The organism is Paenibacillus sp. HWE-109, assembly GCF_022163125.1.
In the GTDB taxonomy this organism is placed as follows: domain Bacteria; phylum Bacillota; class Bacilli; order Paenibacillales; family NBRC-103111; genus Paenibacillus_E.
In genome coordinates this window covers 977,663-1,000,593 of the sequence record NZ_CP091881.1, presented here as the reverse complement: position 1 = coordinate 1,000,593, position 22,931 = coordinate 977,663, and the positions used below count along the sequence as shown (strand labels likewise).

At 42.7% G+C, this 22,931-nt stretch carries 14 protein-coding genes; 3 read left to right on the top strand and 11 right to left on the bottom strand.

What is annotated here, in order from left to right; all coding sequences use genetic code 11:
* Positions 1-24: 24 nt before the first annotated feature.
* From LOZ80_RS04270 to LOZ80_RS04225, 9 genes are all read right to left on the bottom strand, one after another.
* Positions 25-1,770 (bottom strand): S-layer homology domain-containing protein, encoded by a 1,746-nt coding sequence (locus LOZ80_RS04270; RefSeq protein WP_238170252.1) that lies wholly within the window; start codon positions 1,768-1,770, stop codon positions 25-27.
* An 82-nt stretch (positions 1,771-1,852) separates the two neighbouring features.
* Positions 1,853-5,329, bottom strand: coding sequence for a carbohydrate-binding protein (locus LOZ80_RS39125; protein WP_283214739.1), 3,477 nt, complete (start codon positions 5,327-5,329; stop codon positions 1,853-1,855).
* A 78-nt stretch (positions 5,330-5,407) separates the two neighbouring features.
* On the bottom strand, positions 5,408-6,400 hold the full coding sequence (locus LOZ80_RS04255; protein WP_238170251.1) for an S-layer homology domain-containing protein: 993 nt from the start codon (positions 6,398-6,400) through the stop codon (positions 5,408-5,410).
* 340 nt (positions 6,401-6,740) lie between these two features.
* Positions 6,741-7,787, bottom strand: coding sequence for an ABC transporter substrate-binding protein (locus LOZ80_RS04250; RefSeq protein ID WP_238170250.1), 1,047 nt, complete (start codon positions 7,785-7,787; stop codon positions 6,741-6,743).
* A 23-nt stretch (positions 7,788-7,810) separates the two neighbouring features.
* Positions 7,811-9,874: a methyl-accepting chemotaxis protein gene (locus LOZ80_RS04245; RefSeq protein WP_238170249.1), complete on the bottom strand. Its 2,064-nt coding sequence runs from the start codon at positions 9,872-9,874 to the stop codon at positions 7,811-7,813.
* Between the two features lie 394 nt (positions 9,875-10,268).
* A complete protein-coding gene (gene yjfF, locus LOZ80_RS04240; RefSeq protein WP_238170248.1) occupies positions 10,269-11,231 on the bottom strand; it encodes a galactofuranose ABC transporter, permease protein YjfF in 963 nt (320 codons plus the stop codon).
* Positions 11,224-12,249, bottom strand: a complete 1,026-nt coding sequence (locus tag LOZ80_RS04235) for an ABC transporter permease (RefSeq protein ID WP_283214738.1) — start codon at positions 12,247-12,249, stop codon at positions 11,224-11,226. The genes yjfF and LOZ80_RS04235 overlap by 8 nt, the downstream gene beginning before the upstream one ends.
* 5 nt (positions 12,250-12,254) lie before the next feature.
* Positions 12,255-13,763, bottom strand: a complete 1,509-nt coding sequence (locus LOZ80_RS04230) for a sugar ABC transporter ATP-binding protein (protein WP_238170246.1) — start codon at positions 13,761-13,763, stop codon at positions 12,255-12,257.
* A gap of 100 nt (positions 13,764-13,863) precedes the next feature.
* Positions 13,864-14,898, bottom strand: coding sequence for an ABC transporter substrate-binding protein (locus LOZ80_RS04225; protein WP_238170245.1), 1,035 nt, complete (start codon positions 14,896-14,898; stop codon positions 13,864-13,866).
* A gap of 306 nt (positions 14,899-15,204) precedes the next feature.
* Here LOZ80_RS04225 and LOZ80_RS04220 point away from each other — a divergent pair, with 306 nt between their 5' ends.
* Genes LOZ80_RS04220 through LOZ80_RS04210 form a run of 3 tightly spaced genes read left to right on the top strand, consistent with a single transcriptional unit; the run spans position 15,205 to position 19,576 of the window.
* Complete coding sequence (locus LOZ80_RS04220) at positions 15,205-16,956, top strand: cache domain-containing sensor histidine kinase (RefSeq protein ID WP_238170244.1); 1,752 nt, start codon at positions 15,205-15,207, stop codon at positions 16,954-16,956.
* A gap of 6 nt (positions 16,957-16,962) precedes the next feature.
* The gene (locus LOZ80_RS04215; protein WP_238170243.1) at positions 16,963-18,609 is read left to right on the top strand and encodes a response regulator; all 1,647 of its coding nucleotides are present in this window, start codon (positions 16,963-16,965) and stop codon (positions 18,607-18,609) included.
* Positions 18,596-19,576, top strand: a complete 981-nt coding sequence (locus LOZ80_RS04210) for a sugar ABC transporter substrate-binding protein (protein ID WP_238170242.1) — start codon at positions 18,596-18,598, stop codon at positions 19,574-19,576. Before LOZ80_RS04215 ends, LOZ80_RS04210 begins: the two co-directional genes overlap by 14 nt.
* A 110-nt stretch (positions 19,577-19,686) precedes the next feature.
* Here LOZ80_RS04210 and LOZ80_RS04205 read toward each other — a convergent pair whose 3' ends face one another.
* Positions 19,687-21,351, bottom strand: a complete 1,665-nt coding sequence (locus LOZ80_RS04205; RefSeq protein ID WP_238170241.1) for a glycoside hydrolase family 3 protein — start codon at positions 21,349-21,351, stop codon at positions 19,687-19,689.
* Between the two features lie 18 nt (positions 21,352-21,369).
* A complete protein-coding gene (locus LOZ80_RS04200; protein ID WP_238170240.1) occupies positions 21,370-22,914 on the bottom strand; it encodes an alpha-L-rhamnosidase-related protein in 1,545 nt (514 codons plus the stop codon).
* Between the last annotated feature and the right edge of the window lie 17 nt (positions 22,915-22,931).

Sequence of the window (22,931 nt, the reverse complement as noted above, 5' to 3'; positions counted from 1 at the left end):
TTTCCCATTTATCTCTTCCCTTCATTAAATCAATTCTTGATAGAGTCTGTAGATGACCGTAGCAGCTTGTGCTCTTGTCGATTTTCCTTTCGGATCAAAATAGCCCTCTGCCACTCCGTCCATTAAGCCTGCCTGTGTTGCAGCCCAAACAGCATCCTTGGCGTATGTAGAGATTTGATCCCCATCAAGGAAGTTTGAAGTTGTACCACTTGCTTGTGCAGTCGTAGAACTAATAATCTTGGAAGCCCGATAAATAAGCACCGCCATATCTTCACGACTGATCTGGTCGTTCACACCGAAGCTGCCGTCATCTTTGCCTTGAATGAGGCCGATCTTCTGTGCTGAGGCTATGGAATTGTAGTACCATGCACCCGCGTCAACATCTGTGAAGGCTGCAGTTGCTGAAGTATCTGCTAGATCGAAGAGTTGAATCAACATCTTAACGAACTCTGCTCTTGTTACCTCCCCAGCCGGCATATAATGGCCCTCACTTCTACCGTTCACTACTTCACGAGCTGCTAAGCCAAGAACACCCTCGTTTGCCCATGTATACCCCTTCATGTCACCAAAGGAAACCTGAACATGGTTAGCCGTGTACTTGCTGAAGTGCGTAGGCAGAAATTGTACTCTACCTGTATCGGTATTGTATTTACCATTCCTGACTATTTCCAGTTTTCCATCCTCTGTAATATAGTAGATGACCACCTGATAAGGATTTTCATTAGGTCCCAATTTATAAGGTAATTCTACGATGACACTGTTCTTGATAAAGTTTGTGATTTTGCTGCCATCTAAACTCAGATTAAAATCGTACACAACAGAATTTCCGATTTCGTCTCTTATATTCTGCGAAAGGTTAGAAGTGTCTGCCTTTGCAATACTTAATTGCAAATTAGATCTATCCGACAGGGTCCTTGTATCAAGAACGGCTCGATTAATGGAAACTGTAGCAAGCTCCGTCTCAACCCTTAGCGTCTTGACGTCACCCGATTCTGAACGGAGCTGCTGAAAATACATTGCCGGCAAATTCAATTGAAGTTCCTTAACGTCAGAACCTGAGTTGACTTTAATCGTTACCGATCCATCTTTGGAATTTTTGCCCGCTTCAAGAAGAGCTTTTGACTCTACATCAATAGAAGCAACACCATTGGTAGCATTGAATGCGTCAATTAACAATATAGATGTACCTGAGGTACTCGGCGTTGACGGATTTCCCGACCCTTGGGAACCAGGATTGGAGCCAGGATCAGTGCCGGGATCAGTTCCAGAGTTCGAATTATTAACCGACAATGTAATTCCCTTGCCCATCTTCCCGTTAGTTTCAACCCGGTTACTGTTGATAGTTATCAAAGAACTTAAGGAAACGGAAGGTGTCCCTACTTTGGAAGCTTTAAAAGAAAGGGTAAATATATCCTTTTTGCCTTCTAGTGCTGGCATGTTTCCTGTTAAAGTGAATAACAGCTTTATTTTATTAGCATGTACTTTAGGCTCAGGTACGTAAGCATTGTAATCTTGGTAAGCTAGTTTACTCAGGCTGCTGGTGTAGCCAGTATACTCCAGCTGTTCATCATACGTTAATTCCATCTGTGCGGCATACAAGTCTGTAAGTGCTTCGCCTGCAATGGTAATCGTAACGTTGTCTCCTATCTCGACGCTAGCGGCCGAAGAACGCAATACAAATTCATCTGCTACTTGTGCTGCTGCCGACAATGGAACTACTGTGGCAATGAGCATTATAGCTAGGAAGAAAAAATGAAATTTATGTTTCATGTTCACGATCCCTCATTGATAAGGAACGAATGGGAGACAACCGTCTCCCATCGCCCGTTTATTAGTTTTAATAGTGGGTCATTTATTCGAAAATCTTGGATGCTACATACGCAAGATCAAAAATGTCGATCTTATTATCGTTGTTCATATCAGCTTTCTTGGCAGTTGACCAGTCTGTGCTATAGGAGTCCTTACCGTAATTGTAAGCTACTATGGCAAGGTCACCTACATCGATGCTTCCATCATTATTGAGGTCTGCAGATTTAATTACGGCTGCCTTGAAGGCAGCAACTGCACTGCCAAGTAGCGTTACGTTACTGTCAACCTGGGACTGTGTCGCACTTGCACTGTCTCTTACAGCTTTGGCTGCAGTAAGGGCTGCACCGAATGCATCCTTGGCTGCTTGCGGGTATTGACCAGCCGCTGTTCCTACGACTGCACCGTCATACAGGCTCTGTGCATCCGTAATCGCTGTTGCCAAAGCTGTCTTATCAACAACCACTACAATAGCGCCTACTGAAATGCTCTTACTGCCAAGAGCCGCCTCAATCACGGTTCCTTCCGGAGCCACACCAAACTTTGCCTGTGTAGCTGCAATCGTTCCGTTGGTATTCTGAACACCGGTTTTTACCTTGAAGGTTAGATTCAGCACCGGAGTACTGACTCCAGATATCCCAACTCCGGTACTGGCGGTTATGAATCTAACTTTTCCGGCAGTAGCTTTGTCCTCTGTCATGATCTGGATGTTGTTATTGGCACCTGCCGCGCTCACATAGTCAAATACGTTGGAATCATAAGACAAGGTGATGTCCTGGGCATAAACACTTTGTGTCACATTGTCCGCGCTAACGGCCACTGTAAAGCTGCTTCCAGGCTGCACATTGCTGTCTGCTGAAATGGCGGCTGTAGGTACAAGCAGCTGCGGCCAAACAGGATCTGTCGTTGCATTGCTTGTGGTTAGATAGATTCTGTCAATTGCAAGTCCGTCTTCTCTTCCCCAGAAGTTCAATTCATGTACGCCAGCGGTAACATTCAAAGTAGCTCCGCCAAACATACCGCCGCTAGAACCACTGATATTCGCCCATTTATACTGAGTACCAAGAGTAAGTCCCTCAATACCGTTAGTAGTGAATTTATACTGATTATCTAATCCAACGTGGACGGAGTCCGAATCGTAGCCAAGCGTCTTGACAAGTATCCAAACATTATAGGTTCCTGAAGTTGGAAAGTTGACTTTATATCCAAGTCTGGAATTGGCTGCAAGTGAAGCTGCATCCGTACCTGACGCTGTGAACGCCGTATTAGGCCCGAAAAACATCGCTTTCGTGGTCTGTCCGTCTACAAGCGACCAGGTATGACCACTTATGGTGCCATTAACATAGGCATTGGCTGTGTTTTCTGCTGCTGTCTCGGCCTCTATGGCCACTACGGCAGGGGTATTGACAAGTACACTAATTTGCGATGTTGCAGCAGCGCCTAATGCTCCCTTAAAACTTACAGTAACATTGGCTGTTCCGCTTGCTTTAGCCGTTATAGTACCGCCCGCAACTTCTGCAACAGCAGGACTTGAATTGGTATACGTTGCTGTTTTGGTTACATCTTCCGTGTGTCCGTCAACATATTCTGCTGTTACTTTAAATGTTGCCGTTTTGCCAGAATCCAGCGCAACTGAACCATTGTCAATGGTAATCTTCTTCACCGTCAGTTCGCTGTTCAAGTCTTTTACAAGCATATGAAGTGTATCTGTTTTTCCGCCATAGCTTACGTCAATGCTTGTGGAGCCATAGCCCACCCCAGTGACAACTCCTTTGTTCGCGCTTACAATACTGCTTTGTGCCGGTGTCGCAACAGCCTGAGCAGTAACATCTGCACTTGTTCCATCGGCATATATGGCGGAAACCTTCATGTTAGCCTGATTGGTTCCGGAAACAATATCAATCTTTTGTTTATCAATGGATGCGTTGATTGCAACTAGATCATGAGCAGCTGTCTTTTGCTCGAATTGCCAAGAATCTACCTTGAAGAGATTGCCCGCTGATGCTCCCGTGTATACCATATATACATTATGGACTCCTGCAGCACCAGAAACACTTGTTGTTTTTGTCTTCCAAACATCGTCTCCGCCTGTGTTGGAAATGGGAAGTGTCCCGATCAATGGGCCAGCAGCACTGTCAAGATGAAGCTCAATGTTTCCGCCGCCCGAACCACTTGCAACATTAGCTTTGAATGTTCCTGCGCCTGCAGCTCCAAAATCAACTTTGGATACCGCAGTCCAGTCCCCATCATTGATGCTGCTGACAGCCAGATTTACACTGCTTACCATGCCTCCTGGTTGTGTAGTAGTTTCAGTGGATATTCCGCCATTCCAACCGATGGTTTCGGCCTCAACCCTTGTATAAGGATTCATATTTTGGAGCTGTGGAACACCTGCGTAATCGCCAGTAATAGGATTAATAACTCCGTTTGCATCAAAACTTACCTTATTGATGTTTGTATTACGGTATCCATGCGGTTGCCCACCCATTTGTGGATACATACCGCTTTCAGCCATTGCCTTTGCTACGGTCTGTGCATGGTAGGTAACATACCACTGGTTGTTGAATTCAAAAATCGCATGGTGGTTGTTACCCCCAACACCAAAGAACGTAGCAGGGTTTGGCAGTATTGTTTTGACAAAGGTAAATGGTCCCATTGGGTTGTCGCTTACCATATAACCAATAGCCCCTGTAGGTATATCCGATGGATGTCCGCTAGAGAAGTTCGTACAATAGGAGTAATAGTATTTCCCGTTGTATTTGTGGATACCTGAATCCTCAAACAACCACGGTGGATTGATGCGTCCAAGAGTTCCGCCGCTTACACTCAAATCCAAACTGATCATATCCGCACCAAGCTTTGCAACACGTGCGGTTCCCGGGTCAGCATCTTTTCCGGCTGGAATACCGCCGCCGAAATACAAGTAACCGCTTCCATCATCGTCAACCAGTACCGCTGGGTCAAAAAGCCATGTAACATCACTAGCCCCAGGAGTACTTCTGCTTACCAATTGTTTGCCAATAGGATCTGTAAATGGGCCGATCGGACTATCCGCTGTGAGCACACCAATGCCGCTTCCATTATCCGCAAAATAAAGGAAGAACTTCTCCTTGCCATCAATCGTTTTATGTGCAGCCGCCGGTGCCCAGGAGTTGTTTGCCCATTTGGCCGCACCTTGCGGCCCTGCTACAGGGATTTCCCCGTGGTCTGTCCAGTTCACCATATCATCGGACGAAACAACCGTAATCTTATTAATCTTACCGTATCCATTATCCTTAACTGTCCCATCAGCATTGTACTCCAATACATCATTGGTCATGTAGACATAAACTCTGCCGTTATATACCATTGCATAGGGATCCGCACCAAATTTTTGCGAAAATAGCGGATTGTTATTACCAGGTGTTTTCGCCAGCGCTGGAGTGAGCGTCGAAGCTGCCGCCTGCTTCTCCATAACTGGGCTTAATGTGAATGCAAGAGTTAAAGCCATTGTCATTCCTAGCATTTTCTTCAATTTCTTCATAGAACAACCTCCGTTTTATTATTTGAATTTTCAATTAATTTAAGCTTTGACTCAACTCCGGATGCCGCCATCTTTAATCTACTTGTTCAATACCCTGTGTATAATAACCGCTGCTTCTGCTCTTATCGCCGTATCATTTGGCTTGATCATGCCATTGTAGCCTTGAATGATTCCTACCTTGAGCAATTGAGCCAAGGGGCCTGCTGCATAAGATGCTACCTCACTCGAATCACTAAAGCTGCTTATGTCTGAAACGGACTCGTCCAGCATTTTTCCGGCTATTTTCATTGCTCGTGCGGCCACCACCATCATATCCTGTCTGGATATGCTTAGTCTCGGCTCGAATTGGCTGTCGCCCGTTCCCTGAGCAATGCCAAGTTTCCTGGCTATTCCTACCTCTTGGTAATAATAGTCGGACGGTTCTATATCATTAAAATTGCTGTCTACTTCTGCATTAAGATGTAAAGCTCTGACCAGCAAGCAAATGAAGTCTGCCCTGGTAATATTGTCCCCTGGGCTAAAGGTAGTAGCCGACGTTCCTTTGATGATTCCCGAAGATGCTAGTGCTTCTATCTCCGTATTTGCCCACTCGTAGCCTTGGAGATCCACGAAGGAAGCTCCATAACTGTATACAGTTGCTGCAAGACTCGAATTCAGAGCCTTCACGGATACCAGCTTAATATTGGCATTTCCCTGGGCCTTCCCTTTGAAGATGATGGTACTCAGGGCTACTCTCCCTTGCACTCCGGCCTTCTTCCCAACCTGTGTAAAGGCTATCGTCATTTTCCCGTTATCTGCCTTCGGAGGTATGTAAAAACCCTCCAGCTTGGACTCCCCTTTGACCAACTCAACGATCTCAGGATCGAATGTAATCAGTACTTCATAAGCATAAAGGTCTTGCAAGTTGTTTCCATTCACCGTAACCTCAAGCTCTTGATTAAGTAAAGCGCTTTCAACACTTTTGCTCAGCGTGAAGACGGTATCCCCTTCTGCATATCCTGCTCGGGGGAAGCAAGCAACTATCATCACTGCAATGAAATATACTACGAAAGTTAATGTCCCTTTTCTCATGTTAATCTCCTTAGAATGCATAATATCCCATCCCCGGACCCACATAGTACGGCATTCAGTACCCACACATTTAAACAGCCATCGTCAGTTTTGAAAAGTCTAAGTCTATTTGTTTACACTCCTTTCAGTCATTTGTAATTATCCAATTCCTGTACTGTGATAATTACTGTGTGATTAGTTTAGCTTAAACGCAATCATTTCAGAATGTAATTTCTTATTAGAAAAGTGAAGATTTCTACGAATTGACTTCCTGCATGCTCCCCCGTATTTAATCGTTGAAAAGTATACGTTTACTGTAAAATAACAACACAAAATTTATGTAACGATTCCTTTTTTTGCTCTAATAACTTCTAGTTGCAATCTCACCCGCCGCAGTTACCTGTGTAAACACATTTTCTGGCGTAACAATTCGTTTAGGCAAGGTGCTGCCTTTCAGAACTTCCTTCACAGCTTGAATAAGATTAGGGCCCAGCAGCGGATTACACTCAACGACTAAATTAATTTTACCTTCATTCATCTTCTCGAGCGCTTTCCGAGTTCCATCTACGGTGATGACTACAATATCTTTGCCCGGAACTAACCCGTATTCTTCAATCGCCTCTAGGGCACCGAACGTCATATCATCGTTATGGGAGTATAAAACACGAATGTCCCTTCCTTTTTCTTTCAGAAACTTCTTCATTACTTCTTTACCTTTCGCAACGGTGAAATCCGCGTTCTCACTCTTCAAAAATTGTAAATCAGTACGTGAAGAAATGACATCACGGAATCCCTTACCCCGAGCAATGGATGGGGTTGATCCCTCCGTACCTTTTAATTCAACAATGCCTATAGGTTTATTCGATTTGGGAAGTTTATCTAATAAGTACTTCCCTGCTTTCCGACCTTCCTCATAAAAATCAGAACCAATATGTGTCACATACAGCGATGGATCAGTGACATCGACAAGCCGATCAATAATAATGACTGGAATTCCTGCTTGTTTAACTTCTTTTAATATATAGTCCCATCCCGTTTCTACAACAGGAGCAATGGCGATGACATCCACTTTCTGTTTGACAAACTCTCGAATGGCCTCTATTTGCTTTTCCTGCGATTGCTCTGCATTCTGAAATATTAGTTTAACATCTGACTCGATTGCGGAATTTTTAATTGAAGACGAATTGGCAATACGCCACTCACTCTCTGAACCTAGTTGTGAAAATCCTAAGACGGGTTCCTTTCTGATTGGAGTCGCAATGGAAACAACACGATTGTCTTCCTCCACATGATTCGCAGACTCCTTCACTTGAGCTTGCTCACAGCCAAAGAACAGCAATAGAATGCTCATTGTCATGATAAGTTTCGTAAGCGCTAATAACGTCGTTTTCAGTTTACTGAAATGCATAAATTCATGTTCCCCCTACAAAATTATTCCGTCTGAAAGTAAGACATTTGTCTCTCTAATTGGCCAGATATCAGATTCAGCCTAGCGGAGAGTTCCAACAATTGATCACCAATTGTTAACTGCGTTGAACAAAGTGAAGATACTTGCTCTGTTGAAGCTGATGATTGTTGCGATACGGCCGATACTTCGAATATAGCTTGACCAAGTATCGTTTGTACATCGTTTAATTTCTCCAGGGAAGCTGAAACATCTGATGAACGAGTTATTAACTGATTCATTTCTACTTGAATTCTCATAAATAATTTATATACACCATATACCTCTTGATTCAAATCTTGAAAAAATGGAAGTGTATTCGATATCGATCCTACTGTGGATTCTACCTCTTGTAATATAATATCCGTATATTGCCCCACTTCACCTATGGAGGCATTTGATCGTTCTGCCAGTTGACGTATTTCGTTCGAAATGACTTTGAAACTTGCACCTGCGGCTCCCGCTCTAGTTGCCTCTATCGATGCATTTAGCGACAATACTTTCGTGGAGTTTGCAATCTCTTTCAATAATTTCAGAATGGAGCGAACGGAACCTGCCGATTCCTGAAGACTGGTAACTTTCCGTGCTACGTTTCGAAAGCTTGCTTCGGTATCCTCAGCTTTGCGTAAAAGAACAGTTACCGAGCTTCCTCCCGCACTACAAACATGATCTACTTCATGAGCTGAACTTGCCATTTTATGTTGAAGCGACAATACATCCGACAAGGACCTACCCATTTGTTCCATACGTGAAGTACTTTCCTCCGCGTTGGAAGCCAAATCAATGGCGCCATTCGCAATCTGATCTGCAGCTGCATGTATCTCTCTTGCTGACGTTACAGTTACCTCTGCTGCATGGGTCATACGCCGACTAAATTCGGCTACTTCGTTTACACTTTCTCTGGATTTATGGATGAGAACACCGATATTCTCCATCATCTGGTCGTAGGCCATTTCTACTTGTCCAATTTCATCCTTTCTCTTATGGACAGATAATCTTCCAGTTAAATTACCGCTGGCTGCGAGCCTCATAAACCGCATCATGTGTGATAAGGGCTTACCCACCATAAATACAATCCAAAACCCAATCACCAATGCGACGAGAATGTTCAACCCCATAAATAAATAAGTCATATTTCGAATTTTACTAACAGAATGGGTTAACTCATCTAACGGTGCAATCGCTATGAAGGTCCAATTACTGACAGCAGATTGGCGATAAGCAAGCAAATTCTTCAACCCGCTGGTGTTTTTATCTATGAAACTACCTGAAGCTGTTGAAATCGCAGGTAAAGAAACATCATGAAGGTTCGACATCCTGTTATTGCTCAAGATCATCTTACCAGATTGCGTTGTAATAAGGGTTTCAGCACCTTCACTAAGTTTAAAGCCATTTACCATCGATTGTAATACGTTAGCTTCTATTTGAACAAGTAAGATGAAATCGTCGGAGCCAACATTATTTTTCCCCAGTAATCTCCCGTAAGCAAAGAGGGGTTTGGGCGAATCGCCTAAATACCCATTTTCTTCAATGGGCATCCAGACAGGCTTACCGTTCGCACTTCGAATAGTTTGAATCCAATTAGCCGTTCTTAGCTCTGGATTGACCCCTTCTCGTTCCGTACTAATGATTTCAAGTGAATTTTGAATGGGTACGAGTGTGATATCCCGAATACTCTGATCAGATAACGCTAACTGGTCGAATAGATCTCTCATTTCGGAAGTTCTTCGTTGAAGCTCAGCCTTACCTATCCCTGCATTAGAAATCTGAAATAAATTTTTAGTAAACGTACTATCACTAATGAGTTGATTCGACAAATCTACGTAAAACTGTTGCTTCATATCTAATTTTTCACCAGCAGTTGTGACTAAGTCCTGTGAGCTTTTTTTCATTAGATCTATGATTGCGTTTTCAGCGATATTTGAAGAAAATACTCCCATACCTGCAACAGAGATACCTAGGGAACAAAAAAAGATGAGGAATAGTTTTGTGCCTAAAGATCGACTTGGCAGTTGAAAGAGCATACGCACCATGATTTTTAATTTTTGCATGTAAGTTCCTCCGAGTAATGGCATTTACATAGATATCAGGTTAAAACTAAGAAAAACGGCTTCGCCGCCCTGAGAGATCAGCCTCTTAGTAGCGACAAAACCTGTTAAGGGAACTAGAGGACGCTATTTTGGCAAATAGCAGGGTTGCTAGGGCAATAGCGGAACTACAGGGTCTTATTTCCACCAAAAGAGCTGAATTTCCCAGAAACCAGCAAAATAGCGGACTGTAGTTCCCTTACCCCCGCGATATGGGCACTTTTGGCTAGAATAGCGGACTGTAGTTCCCTTATCTCGGCGCGAGCAGCCCGGGCAACGGCAGCGTTCACTCCAGAACATATAACAAAAAAAGGGCATTACTCGACAAAACTTGTCAATTAATGCCCTTCCCTCAACTTTATCTACGTTGCGCCCAGCTTCGTTGACTAAGTAAACGTTGTAAGATAATAAACATAAACAACAAAACGCCAATCACAATCTTCGTCCACCAGGAACTTAAAGTTCCTTCAAAGCTAATAATCGTTTGAATGACACCTTGAATCATGACACCGAAGAATGTTCCTACAATGTATCCAACGCCTCCGGTGAGAAGTGTGCCACCGATGACAACCGCTGCGATCGCATCCAATTCCATCCCCATTGCGTGCAAGCCATAGCCGGAAAGCATGTAGAAGGTAAAGACCACACCCGCTAGTGCTGAGCAGAAACCACTGAAAGCATAGATTAACATTTTGGTACGTCCGACGGGTAATCCCATCAATAAGGAAGATTGCTCACTTCCACCTAATGCATACGTATTTCTGCCAAAACGTGTGTAATGTGCAATATAAAACCCTAGAAACACAACCAATATGGCAATAATAACACTAATAGAAGCAAAGTTGCCACCAGGTAATCTTATCTTCGTTTGAGCCACACTTGTATAGAAAGCATTATCGATCGTAATTGTATTAATGCTAATGATGTAACACAATCCCCTTGCAAGGAACATCCCTGATAATGTCACGATGAAGGGTTCAATCTTGAAATAATGAATGATGGCCCCCATTCCCCAACCAAATAAAGCTCCAATTAATAATACCATTGGTATGACAAGGCCAGGCGGCCAGCCGGCTTGGACTAAACTAGCTGAGATCATCGTGGTTAAAGCAATGACTGAGCCGACCGATAAATCAATGCCTCCAGATACGATAACAAATGTCATTCCAACGGCAGTTATTAATAAAAATGCATTATCAATTAGTAGATTCATCAGCACTTGTAAGGAAAAGAATCCTGTATATCTGAAAGAACCGATAGCGAACATGAGAATGAATAATCCAATGGTCACTAGAATGGGAATATGCTGTTTCTTAAGCATGCTGTTTGACCTCCCTCTCCGCAGGATAATGGCGCGTTTTCCAACGGAAAGCAATTGATTTCCGGAAAGACTCCGATTGAATTAAACAAACAATTAGAACTACGAAAGCTTTCACAACCAGTGTTATTTCTGGCGGTACACCAATCATATAAATCGTCGTAGTCAGCGTCTGAATGATCAACGCCCCAACTAATGTTCCTGCTAGGTAAAAGCGTCCGCCTGTCAGTGCTGTTCCGCCAATAACTACAGCTAGGATCGCATCTAATTCGTACCATAATCCCGCATTATTTCCATCCGCGCTTGATACATTCGAGCTTAGAATCAGACCCGCAATTGCGGCGCATAAGCTGCAGAACATGTATACGAAGAACATAACCGTCTTTGATTTCACGCCAGCAAGCTTACTTGCCGTTGGTTTACAACCAACGGATTCAATGAATAAACCAAGTGCAGTTTTTCGAGTTAAGAGATAAGCAATGAGGAATACGATAGCCACGATGAATATGGAGAAAGGAAGAGTCAGTAAGGAACCTGCACCAATGAACTTATAGTACGGGTTGGAAATGGTAATAATTTGTCCACTCGTTATTAATTGAGATACACCGCGCCCAGAAACCATTAAGATTAGCGTCGCGATAATCGGCTGCATCCCAATATTAGCAACTAAGAAGCCATTCCAAACACCTAATACAATCGAAGTCAGTAATGCGGTACCAGCTGCAATGACAACACTTACTAAGCTGCCATCACCATGACTAATCATAAGACATGCAATGGCTCCTGAAATCGCAACTACTGAACCTACGGAGAGATCGACTCCTTTGGTAGCAGCAATAACTAACGTCATGCCAATAGATACAATCATTAGTGGTGATCCAAAGTTTAAAATATCAATTAGACTTCCATAAAGGTGTCCATCCCTCATTTTTATTGCAAAGAAATCAGGGGAGTAGATTAAGTTAAATACTAATAATGCACATAAAAAAGTTAGTGGCCAAAACAAATGATGCTTCACCATATTTATTAACCTCCCGCAATTGCCTTCATGACATTTTTCTGGCTAATCTCGTCGCCAACCATTTCCTTTACTTTATGACGATCTCGTAGTACAACGATTTTATGACTGACACGTAAAACTTCCTCTAGTTCAGAAGAAATAAATAGAACTGACATCCCTTTTTGGGCTAATGACAACACTAATTTCTGTATTTCAGCCTTAGCGCCAATGTCAATTCCTCTAGTTGGTTCATCTAAAATTAATAAATTAGGATCCGTAAGCAACCAGCGAGCTAGCAATACCTTTTGTTGATTCCCGCCGCTTAAGTTCTTAATTAGATGTTCTGGGTTAGGTGGATTAATGTTTAATGCGCGAATATATTCATCTGCCATTTCGTCTTGACGTTTTCTTGAAATGGTTTTAAACCACCCCTGCGACGCCTGAAGGGCTAAAATGATATTTTCCCGAACAGTTAAATCATCGATAATACCTTCCAACTTGCGATTTTCCGAACAAAATGCGATGCCTTGATCAATCGCTTGTCTTGGTGAAAGAATCGCATCACTTGAACCAGCCATTGTCATTTCACCAGAATCAGCCTTATCTGCAGCAAAAAATAATCTAGCCAATTCGGTTCTTCCAGAACCTAACAAACCCGCTAAACCCACAATCTCTCCTTTATGAATCGTGAGATCAACAGGCTCAATGGAACCTTTCTTCCCAAAATCAGTTGCCTGAATTAATACTTCATTATGAACTTGGGCAGCTGCATCACCTTTAGGCAACTCTTCCAGCAACTCAAGGTCTTTCCCAATCATCTTGGAAACCAGCTCTATACGAGGAAGCTCTTTGGCTAAATATTCCCCAATAAATTCTCCATTGCGGAGTATGGTTATTCGATCTGAAATGTCGTAAACCTGATCTAAGAAATGAGTGACAAACAGGATCGCAAGCCCTTCATTTTTCAATCTGGTCATGACAGAAAATAGTTGTACCACCTCGCCTCTATCTAAGCTGGAGGTTGGTTCATCTAGAATTAACACTTTGGCTGAAATGCTTAAGGCTCTGGCAATAGCTACAAGCTGTTGAACAGCTACCGAATACACATGCAAAGGTTGCGTAACGTCGATTTCAAGATTCATTCTCTTTTTCAATAATTGCGCAGCATCTTCATTCATTTTTTTCCATAAAATACGACCGAAACGACGTGGTTCACGCCCAATATAAATATTTTCAGCTACAGACAGGTTTGAACAGAGGTTAACCTCTTGATAAACCGTACTAATACCTGCATTTTGCGCATCAAGCGGGCTAAGAATCCGAACTGGCTGTTTATCCATCTCAACGACACCTTGATCGATGGAGTGAACACCTGTAAGTACTTTAATTAGTGTAGATTTCCCCGCCCCATTTTCACCCATTAATGCATGAACTTCGCCAGGGAACAATCTGAAATTAACATTCGTTAACGCCTTAACACCCGGAAACTGCTTATGAATTCCAGTCATCTGCAATACTGGACCACCCTGTTTCATAGAGCCACTCCTCTCCTATATGAACTAGAGCTGCCTCATACTAGCAAGATGGAGCAGCTCTGCTCTATTTATTTATAATAACAATGAGGTAGACAAACGCTTAGTACTGACGGTTCGGCAATTCACGTTTCGCATCATCGGAAGTAAATACGCCTTCCTTCGTAACGATTCGTTTCGGCAGCTCTTTACCGCTCAGTACATCTTTAGCTGCTTGCATCAATTGTCCACCAAGGAGTGGGTTACACTCTACGATGAAGTTGATTTTCCCTTCGCTTGCCGCTACAAAGCCGTCTTTCACACCATCAACGGAGATGATGATAATATCTTTACCTGGTTTAAGACCCGCTTCTTCAATAGCTTGGATAGCGCCGAGTGCCATATCATCGTTATGTGCATAGAGAACATTAATGTTCTTATTGGCTTTCAAGAATGCTTGCATAACCTCTTTCCCTTTGGCACGTGTGAAATCACCTGTTTGCGAAGCAATAACTTTGAGATTTGGATTCGATTTAATGATTTCATCAAATCCAGCTTTACGATCATTCGCAGGAGCTGAACCTGTTGTTCCTTGAAGTTCTACGATATTAACGGCTTCTTTCGTATCTTTATATTTATCAACCAACCATTTCCCTGCGCTACGGCCTTCTTCTACGAAATCCGAACCAATGAACGTTCTGTACAGCGAAGTATCCTTGGAATCTACGGCTCTATCCGTTAAGATAACTGGAATACCAGCATCTTTTGCTTCTTTTAATACCGTATCCCAACCGGATTCAACAACCGGAGAGAAAGCGATGACGTCAACTTTTTGCTGGATATATGTACGAATGGCTTTAATTTGATTCTCTTGTTTTTGTTGAGCATCGGAGAATTTCAATTCAATGCCTGCTTCTTTGGCAGAGTCTTGAACGGATTTCGTATTCGCTGAACGCCAGCCGCTTTCAGCACCTACTTGAGCAAATCCCATTGTGATTTTCTTGTCCGCTTTAGCTGTTGCTGCTGCAGCTGTGCTTGGGCTTACCGTTGCTGCCGCACTAGTGCTGCTCGCTGTCTTACTATCTCCTGAACTACCACACGCTGCTGTAAACATCATCATTGCTGAAGCTACTAAAACTACCCCTAGAGACTTTTTCATTTATTTTTCCTCCCTTATTTCACCTGTTTGCTTCGGTGTGACTAAATTATAGGATACGAATCGTGGGAGGGTATACGGAGTTTCATGGACACTTCTTATAAATTATTATTCACTTTTTGAACAACCCGATTTAAAACTTAAATTTTCTATGCCAAAAGTGTAGTTTTTTGTTTGATGATTGCGTTTTCAAAACGATTGATTCATAATTTGTAATAAGAATTCGACAAAACGGAACCAATGAAAGGTTATCTTACTATGGGCTTATATCGGAAAATAACTTCTAGCCTTCGAGCCAAACTTTTAACGATGTTTGTTATACTTACATGTCTTCCATTAATTGTTGTTGGTCTCATTTCATATAATAAATCTTACAATACCGTATTTAATAACAGCAAAGCCGCGACGATGATGCTTGCTACACAGCTCGCGACAGACATGGATAATGTATTCACAGATACAAAGAAACTCCTCGAGCTCGAGAAAAATCCCAATGTTTTGCATTTTTTATTTTCACAAACAGACTCGAATTTAGATGCACGAGAAATTTTACAAACCATGTCCTCTTATAGACAGACATATCAATATGATAGTGTTCTGAACATAACGATGATTAATTTGTATGGCCGGGGGATTAGCGAGAGGAAGGGTGTGTTTCAACTTAATAAAAACGCATTGCGTAACCCGCATTTCGAATATCTGATTCAGAATCCTGAGGCTGTCTTGAATATACCGCCAGATGATTCGGCTTCATTAGATCCATTGGACGGATTCCTATACAAAAATCATAATATTATTTCGATTGTTTCCACAGTTAAACAGCGGGTTACCCACGAAGTCATCGGATTCATTATTATCGATGTTGATGACAGTATCGTGAAACAGTTTTGTGACAACGTCATTATAGGACAAAGCGGCTTTTTCTATGTGGCAGACAACAAAGGAAATGCCATTTTCTTACCATCTAAAGCTGCACACAATACGAAGTGGATTCAGAATAAAACGATTTCTTCTATTATTGAAAACAAAAACAACGAATATGTTGATTCTTCCGAAGGTAAACCTGAATTTATTGTGACATCTCCTTCCATGTCCACGGGTTGGAATATCGTTGGTGTGGTCCCATTGCAAGAAATTGTTGAGGAAGCCAATTCCATTCGTCAGCTCATCATCATTAGCGTTATGCTCAGCATCATTTTTGCTATAACCTTGCATTTCTTTGTCTCTAACCGCTTGACTCGACCTGTTCGAATACTCAAAAATAAAATGCAACTCGCTGCATCTGGCTTTCTTGAAGCTAAAGTCGTCCTGGCTGGTACGGATGAAATTTCAGATTTGGGAAACAGCTTCAATATTATGCTCGGGAAAATCCGGATGCTGCTTGACCAGAGTATTAATGAACAGCAAGAAATCAAAAAATCGGAGCTCAGAGCCTTACAGGCACAAATTAACCCGCATTTTTTATACAATACATTGGATTCCATTCTATGGCTGGCGCAATCTGAAAAAAAAGATCAAGTCGTCCAGATGGTCATGGCTTTATCCAAACTGTTTCGTATTAGCTTAAGCAAAGGAAAGGATTGGATCACATTTGAGAAAGAAATCGAGCATCTTCAGAGCTATTTAACCATTCAACAGATGCGATATCGCGATATTTTAGATTATGAAATTGCCATAGATTCAAGCTTACATTCCTTACTTATTCTCAAAATGACATTACAACCGATTGTTGAAAATGCCCTTTATCACGGGCTTAAAAACAAACGTGGCAAAGGACTCATTCGAATTACTGCAAGGATTGAGGATGAAGATAATTTTCTTATTGTGATAGAGGATAATGGTAAGGGCATTTCTGAAGATCGGCTTGGGCAGCTGCGGAAAGATTTAATGGAACCGCATACGCCCAAGGAAACTGGGAATGAAGTATCCGGAGGGTTCGGATTGCACAATGTTCATCGACGGATTTGCTTATATTATGGAGAATCTTACGGCGTACAGGTAGACAGCATTGAAAGTGAAGGAACCATTGTTAGCATTCGAATACCGTGTGATTGGGGATGATGTTGCGTGAAAAAAATACTGCTTGTCGATGATGAAATATTAATTAGGGAAATTATTCGTGATAGTATTGATTGGGAAAAGGAAGGGTTTATTTACAGTGGCGATGCATCCGATGGAGAGGTTGCGCTTCCTATTATTGAAAGAGTCCAGCCTGACATCTTAATTACGGATATTTTAATGCCTTTCATGAACGGTCTTGAGCTGAGCAGCATTATGAGTAAGCAGTTTCCGGATATGAAGATTATTATTATTAGCGGCCATGCCGAGTTTGAGTATGCAAGATCAGCTATGCAAATCGGGGTGCAAGAATACTGCTTAAAACCAATTAGCCCTACTGAGCTCCTGAAGGTGCTTCATAAAGTCAGCGCTGAAATTGACAAAGAACGAGAAATTAGCATGCAACTCCAACTACTTAAAGCGAAAGAGTATGAAAGTAGTACAATTTCACAAGACAAGCTATTGAATGATCTATGCAGTGGTTTCATGACCACTTCAGAAGTGATGCATCATAGTGCCTCCATTCAATTGAACATTATAGCTCATTATTATGTAGTTACCGTGCTAGATTTACGTGAAACAGAAGCAGACAAGCATGAAGAGTTGAATGCTAGGCATGACAATGAGCGCTTACTTTTGGACAAATGCAGTATCCTGAAGGAGAACTATAAACAGTTGATGTTTCAGCGCAGCCGCACTGAAAGTGTTTGGATTATTAAAGGCGATACCTTAGAGAATTTAAAGCTGGAATTACAACTATTTCAGGATTTGCAAAAAGCAATCTCAGAAGAAGCCCATTCACTCCCTATCTCTATTGGCATTGGCAGTGTACAAGATCGTCTTCAGAAAGTACATATATCCTTTCTTGATGCCATGGAAGATGTTCATTGGAGAAGGTTATCCCGTCAGAATCGGAATGTGCTAAGTGAGATGAAGACAGCAACCCTGGATCCCACTCTTTTTTTAGATCGCGGTGCTTTTATGGATTTCTTGAAAATTGGGTCTCACAACAAATTAAGTTCATTTGTCGCAGATTATGCCGCTGCGTTAGTCGATATCAATTGGCATACAACTTCAATCGGTTTCTACATTTTAAATGATGTGACCATCGAAGCTTTTCGTTCAAATAAAGATATGTATCGCCACCTTACTGAGCCTGAAAAGGCGCTTCAACAATTCCAGCAAATGATAGGCAATATCCGTACTTGGGAGGAAACCTGTTCTTATTTAATCCATTTAATTGAACAGTTTTGGACATGGCGTTCTCGTATTTACGATAAATATAGCGATATGATTGCAAAAGTCAAAGAATACATCCAATTGAATTTTGAAAAGGATAACTTCTCTTTACAAGATTCAGCCGAGTATGTAAATTTGAGTCCAAACTACTTGAGCCGAGTATTCAGTCAGGAAACAAGCCAAACCTTTATTGAATATTTAACACAAGTCCGTATTCGAAAAGCGATGGATCTACTTAAGAGTACATCAGCAAAATCTTATGAAATCGCTTTTTTGGTGGGCTATAATGACCCCCATTATTTTTCAAATTTATTCAAACGATTAACAGGAATGACACCAAAAGAATTTAGAAAAAATGGGACTGCCGATGAAGCCCTCGATATCCTGAAGGGGGATTCTCTTCATGAGGATGAGTAAATGGCTAACGATCGGCTGTATCATGTTGCTACTCTTATCTGGATGTAAGGGATCAACGCCATCCACACCGGAATTATCTTTTTCTACGTCAAGCACGCCAAAATCAACGATGCCCAACACAAAACATTCCGATCAACTCATTTTTGGTATCATTTATCCGATGACACACCCTTTCTATGAGATGATTACCGATTCCATAGAAAAAGCAAGCAAGCCTTATTCCATTCAATTAATTGTCAAAGCACCTGATGAAATTAATCTGGAACAGCAAATGAGAATGATGGAAACCCTGATTACACAGAAGGTAAATGGAATTGCCATTGATCCAATCGATCCGGTTGCTTTGGCACCTTTAATTAATAAAGCCGTACAATCTGGTATTCCCGTTATTTGTTTCGATTCCGATGTTCCTGACAGTAAACGATATACCTTCATAGGAAGTGATCCGCTGAAAGAAGGTACTCTCATGGGACAAATTATTGAAAGAAACCTTAAAGGTAGAGGAATGATCATGATTGAGGGGAGCTTATCCAAATCTCCTCAGATCATCCACCGGCTTGAGGGTTTACTGCAATATTTAAAAAGAAATACGGAAATACAAGTTCTCGACACGAGATATCATGATGGTGATAACGAGAAAGCGATTGCGGACCTAGAATCAATGATCAATGAGCATCCTCATTTTGACGCACTCGTGCCTTTGGATATTGTTTCCAGTTCGAATGCAATCCTCGTTTGGAAATCCCAAGGATTAAAGCGTTATGCCATAACCTTCGGTATGACGCCTGATGTCAAAGAAGCCTTATTAAATGGTCAAATAAACTCCGTGATTTCTGAGAATGAACATCTATGGGGAGCTGAAATAATTAATCAATTACTCGCAGCTTCTAAACATGCACCTGCCTCTGCATGGATCGACACTGGTTTTCGAGAAATTAAACAAAGCGAAATGGTTGATGAATACTAACCTGTACAACTTAAAAAACCGCAAAACCAGCCTGTTTTGTTGAATCAACAGGCTGGTTCTGCGGTTACCCGCCGCTATACCGTTGGCGATTACCCTAAGGCAGTTTTATTTTAAAGCTGAGCCCAAGCCGAGCCGCAAAACGCATCCACAGGCGAGGTGCCTAAGAAGGGCTGATTACCTAGCAAACAGTTTAGAATCTCCCTTTGAACAATAGCCGAGGCATTATAGCCATTAATCATGGTTGGCATGGTTGGCATTTCATATAAGGTATAAGGGTTACCTAACGAAATGAGCATCGTTGGCACGTAAGTAGGATACCAAGTGAAGATCCCGCCTGCTTCTTCTGGAGACAAACGAAGGGAATTTTGCATAAAGCCCGGCGATCGCTGCGTCAAATAAATAACCAGATCAATGTCATTCTCATCCTGTTTGAGATGGTAATTTCTAACCACTTCAAACCCTTCCTCCACCAGCATTTTCTCAAATCCGCTGCCTCCTGCACCGTTCTCAGTGAATAAAGAGCCTTCACTTCCTATGGCAATGAGAAGAACCCTTTTATGCTTTTCAGGTGAAATAGGCAACAAGTTTTGCGTGTCCTTCACTAACGTCACAGAATTTCTAGCTAATTCTTGGGCTAATGTCACATGCTCAATTGATCCAACACTAGCTAAATCTTGCAGAGCTGGTCTTTCCAAATGCAGCCCCAAAGAAGCTTTTAGAGCAAGCACTCTCGTAACAGCATCATTCAATCGCTCCTCTGTAATAATGCCTGCCTTAACACCTTGAAGCATCGCTTCATAGTCGTATTTGAGATCTTCAGTAAAAAGAAACATATCTACACCGGACGCGATACACCCAGGAACGATTTCGTTGCGCGGCCCCCAACTGGTCATGCCTACCATGGCTGACGCATCGGAAATGATTAACCCATTGAAGCCCAGTTCTTCTCTTAGAAGCTTCACATTCAGCTCATAGGAAAGCGATCCTGGCGTATGCTGCTTTCTAATATCGTCAATCCCAAGCTCTTTATAGTAAGCAGGAAGCGCGATATGCGCGCTCATTACACTTTTCACGCCGGCATCGAAAGCTGAACGATAAACGCGGCCGTAGGTTTCGCGCCATTGCTGCATCGGCATGGAATTCACTGTCAGCACTTTATGCTGATCACGGTCATCCATCCCGTCACCTGGCCAATGCTTAACGCACGCTGCCATTCGCCTGCCGTTCTGTACTCCCTCCATTACGGGAATCGCATACGATTCCACGATCTCAGGTGTATCTCCAAATGCACGTGTATTTACAATCGGATTTTGATAATTATAGTTAATATCCAGCACTGGGCCGAATACCCAGTTAAATCCAATTGCAGCGCCCTCAGCTTCAATGCCTTTACCGAATGCTAGCGCTAGCTCTGGCCTGCCTGCAGCTGCAACTTGCATATTCATGCCGAGATTCGTGCCGTCAATGGCCCCGCCAAATCCGCCAGATTCTAAATCTCCACTCACCAATAAGGGCAGCTTGCTGCAACTTTGCATTTCCACAATTTTCGCCTGTTGATTTACCTTCGTGGCATCAGGACTAAAAGCAAAGAGATGTATCCCTCCTGGCTTAATGCTCAATAAATCCTCCGGCTCCGGTGAGAATGGTTTTTGAACCACAACGAACAACTGTCCGACTTTTTCTTCCAAGCTGAGTCCATCTCGCGTTTCCTTCACCCAAGAGACATCAGACTCTGATAAATCAAATGGTTTTTGTCTAAGTTGATCCTCTTTCATTTCGTGTATGGCCTCCCGTTACAGCAAATACTTACGAATAAAGTACGTAGGCGTGCAGCTCCATGCATGACAATAACTATTAATTAAATTACTGCCATATGGAGACAGCTTCTTATCGTTGGGATTGTAGATTTCCCAGAAACAATCCGCTCCGTCTTTGACCATTTCTCCCCAGTACGCTCTCATTTGCTCCAAGGCTTTCTCGGGTCTGCCGCTTTCGAATAAAGCTTCAATTAAATGATGGTACATGTACGGCGTTGTCATCCCGATGTCTGGCGCGGAGTCGAATAGCCGATCCATCAATTGACCATTTTGCTCTTCGTTCAACACACCTGCCAGAGCCATCCACACCTGAGACGCCCATGAAACCTGCTTATTCGCGCCACTCACGAAGAAGCTTAGCTCATCATCCCATAAATGGTGGAGTGCCGCTCTCGTCACACGATCAATTTGTTCAGAAATGAAAGTTGCCTCTTGTTTTCTCTCTAGCACTTCAGCCAGTCCAAGACCCCTTTTGAGACAATACAACAGTATCGCATGCGCAGATGCTTGTTTATTCAGCTCCGGATGCCAATCCGTGAAGCACCACCAGGTTTCGTCGTCACGAACTACACCGTATTCATCCAACCGCGCTAAGCCGATGTGGATTTGTTCAAGGGCAATAGGCCAGAGGTCTACCAGTGCTTCGCGATCCTCGGAAGCCTCATAATAATCGAATAACGTCGCAACGAAGAAGAGTGAATAATCATAAAGCCTCGTATCATCCACGACCGGATTGGGTTTTTCAAAAACACAGGCTCCAACCGCACCATCAGCTAGTGTCATGCCGCCAAACAAATATAAGCACCGCTTCACCAAATCATAATGATGAAAGGTCTGATAGTTCGCCAGCGCTTGGAGCCTTAAATCCCCGATCCACAGCCTACGATCCCGCTTCGGTCCGTCTTCAAACACCGTTTGCATGCAGTCCTGAAGCGTCTTGATGCTAATGGCATCCATCACTTGTAAATCTTCCTGAACATTAGCAGGAAGCGGTGTTAGATCCCTCACATCAGCGGAGGTAACTGCCGTGCAATGAATATCGGTGAACGAGACTGTATACTTACGGGATGTATCGATAATTACTACCTTCAAATAGCGGAAGCAATATCGTCGGGGCAGCTGTATAACCGCAGGAAGCACATCTACGAAGATCGTTTCTTCCTGCAGCCAGGATTTGCTCAACCAGCCCTCATAATTGTCGAAAGGTTCAGCCACTTCACAAGGCATCTCCCCAAAGATCAGCTTCAGCCCCAGCGGGGCATCTTGAGGACTACCCACAGACTTGATCGAAAGGGCGATATAACCAACCTGATGATCGCCAAAATCCAGAATAAAGCTGTCATCCTTGCCGAAGGATTGCGTTTGCAACGCTGCAATACTACCTGTTTCTCGCGTTCTCCACCCCTGGAAAGCTTCTTCATCCGCTACGACCTCAATGACGGATCTAGGCAGAACAATAGACTCATACAAATCAGGTGTCAATTTCTCCGCCAATTCCACGAAGTATTGATGAATTCCCATTACAACTACACACTCCT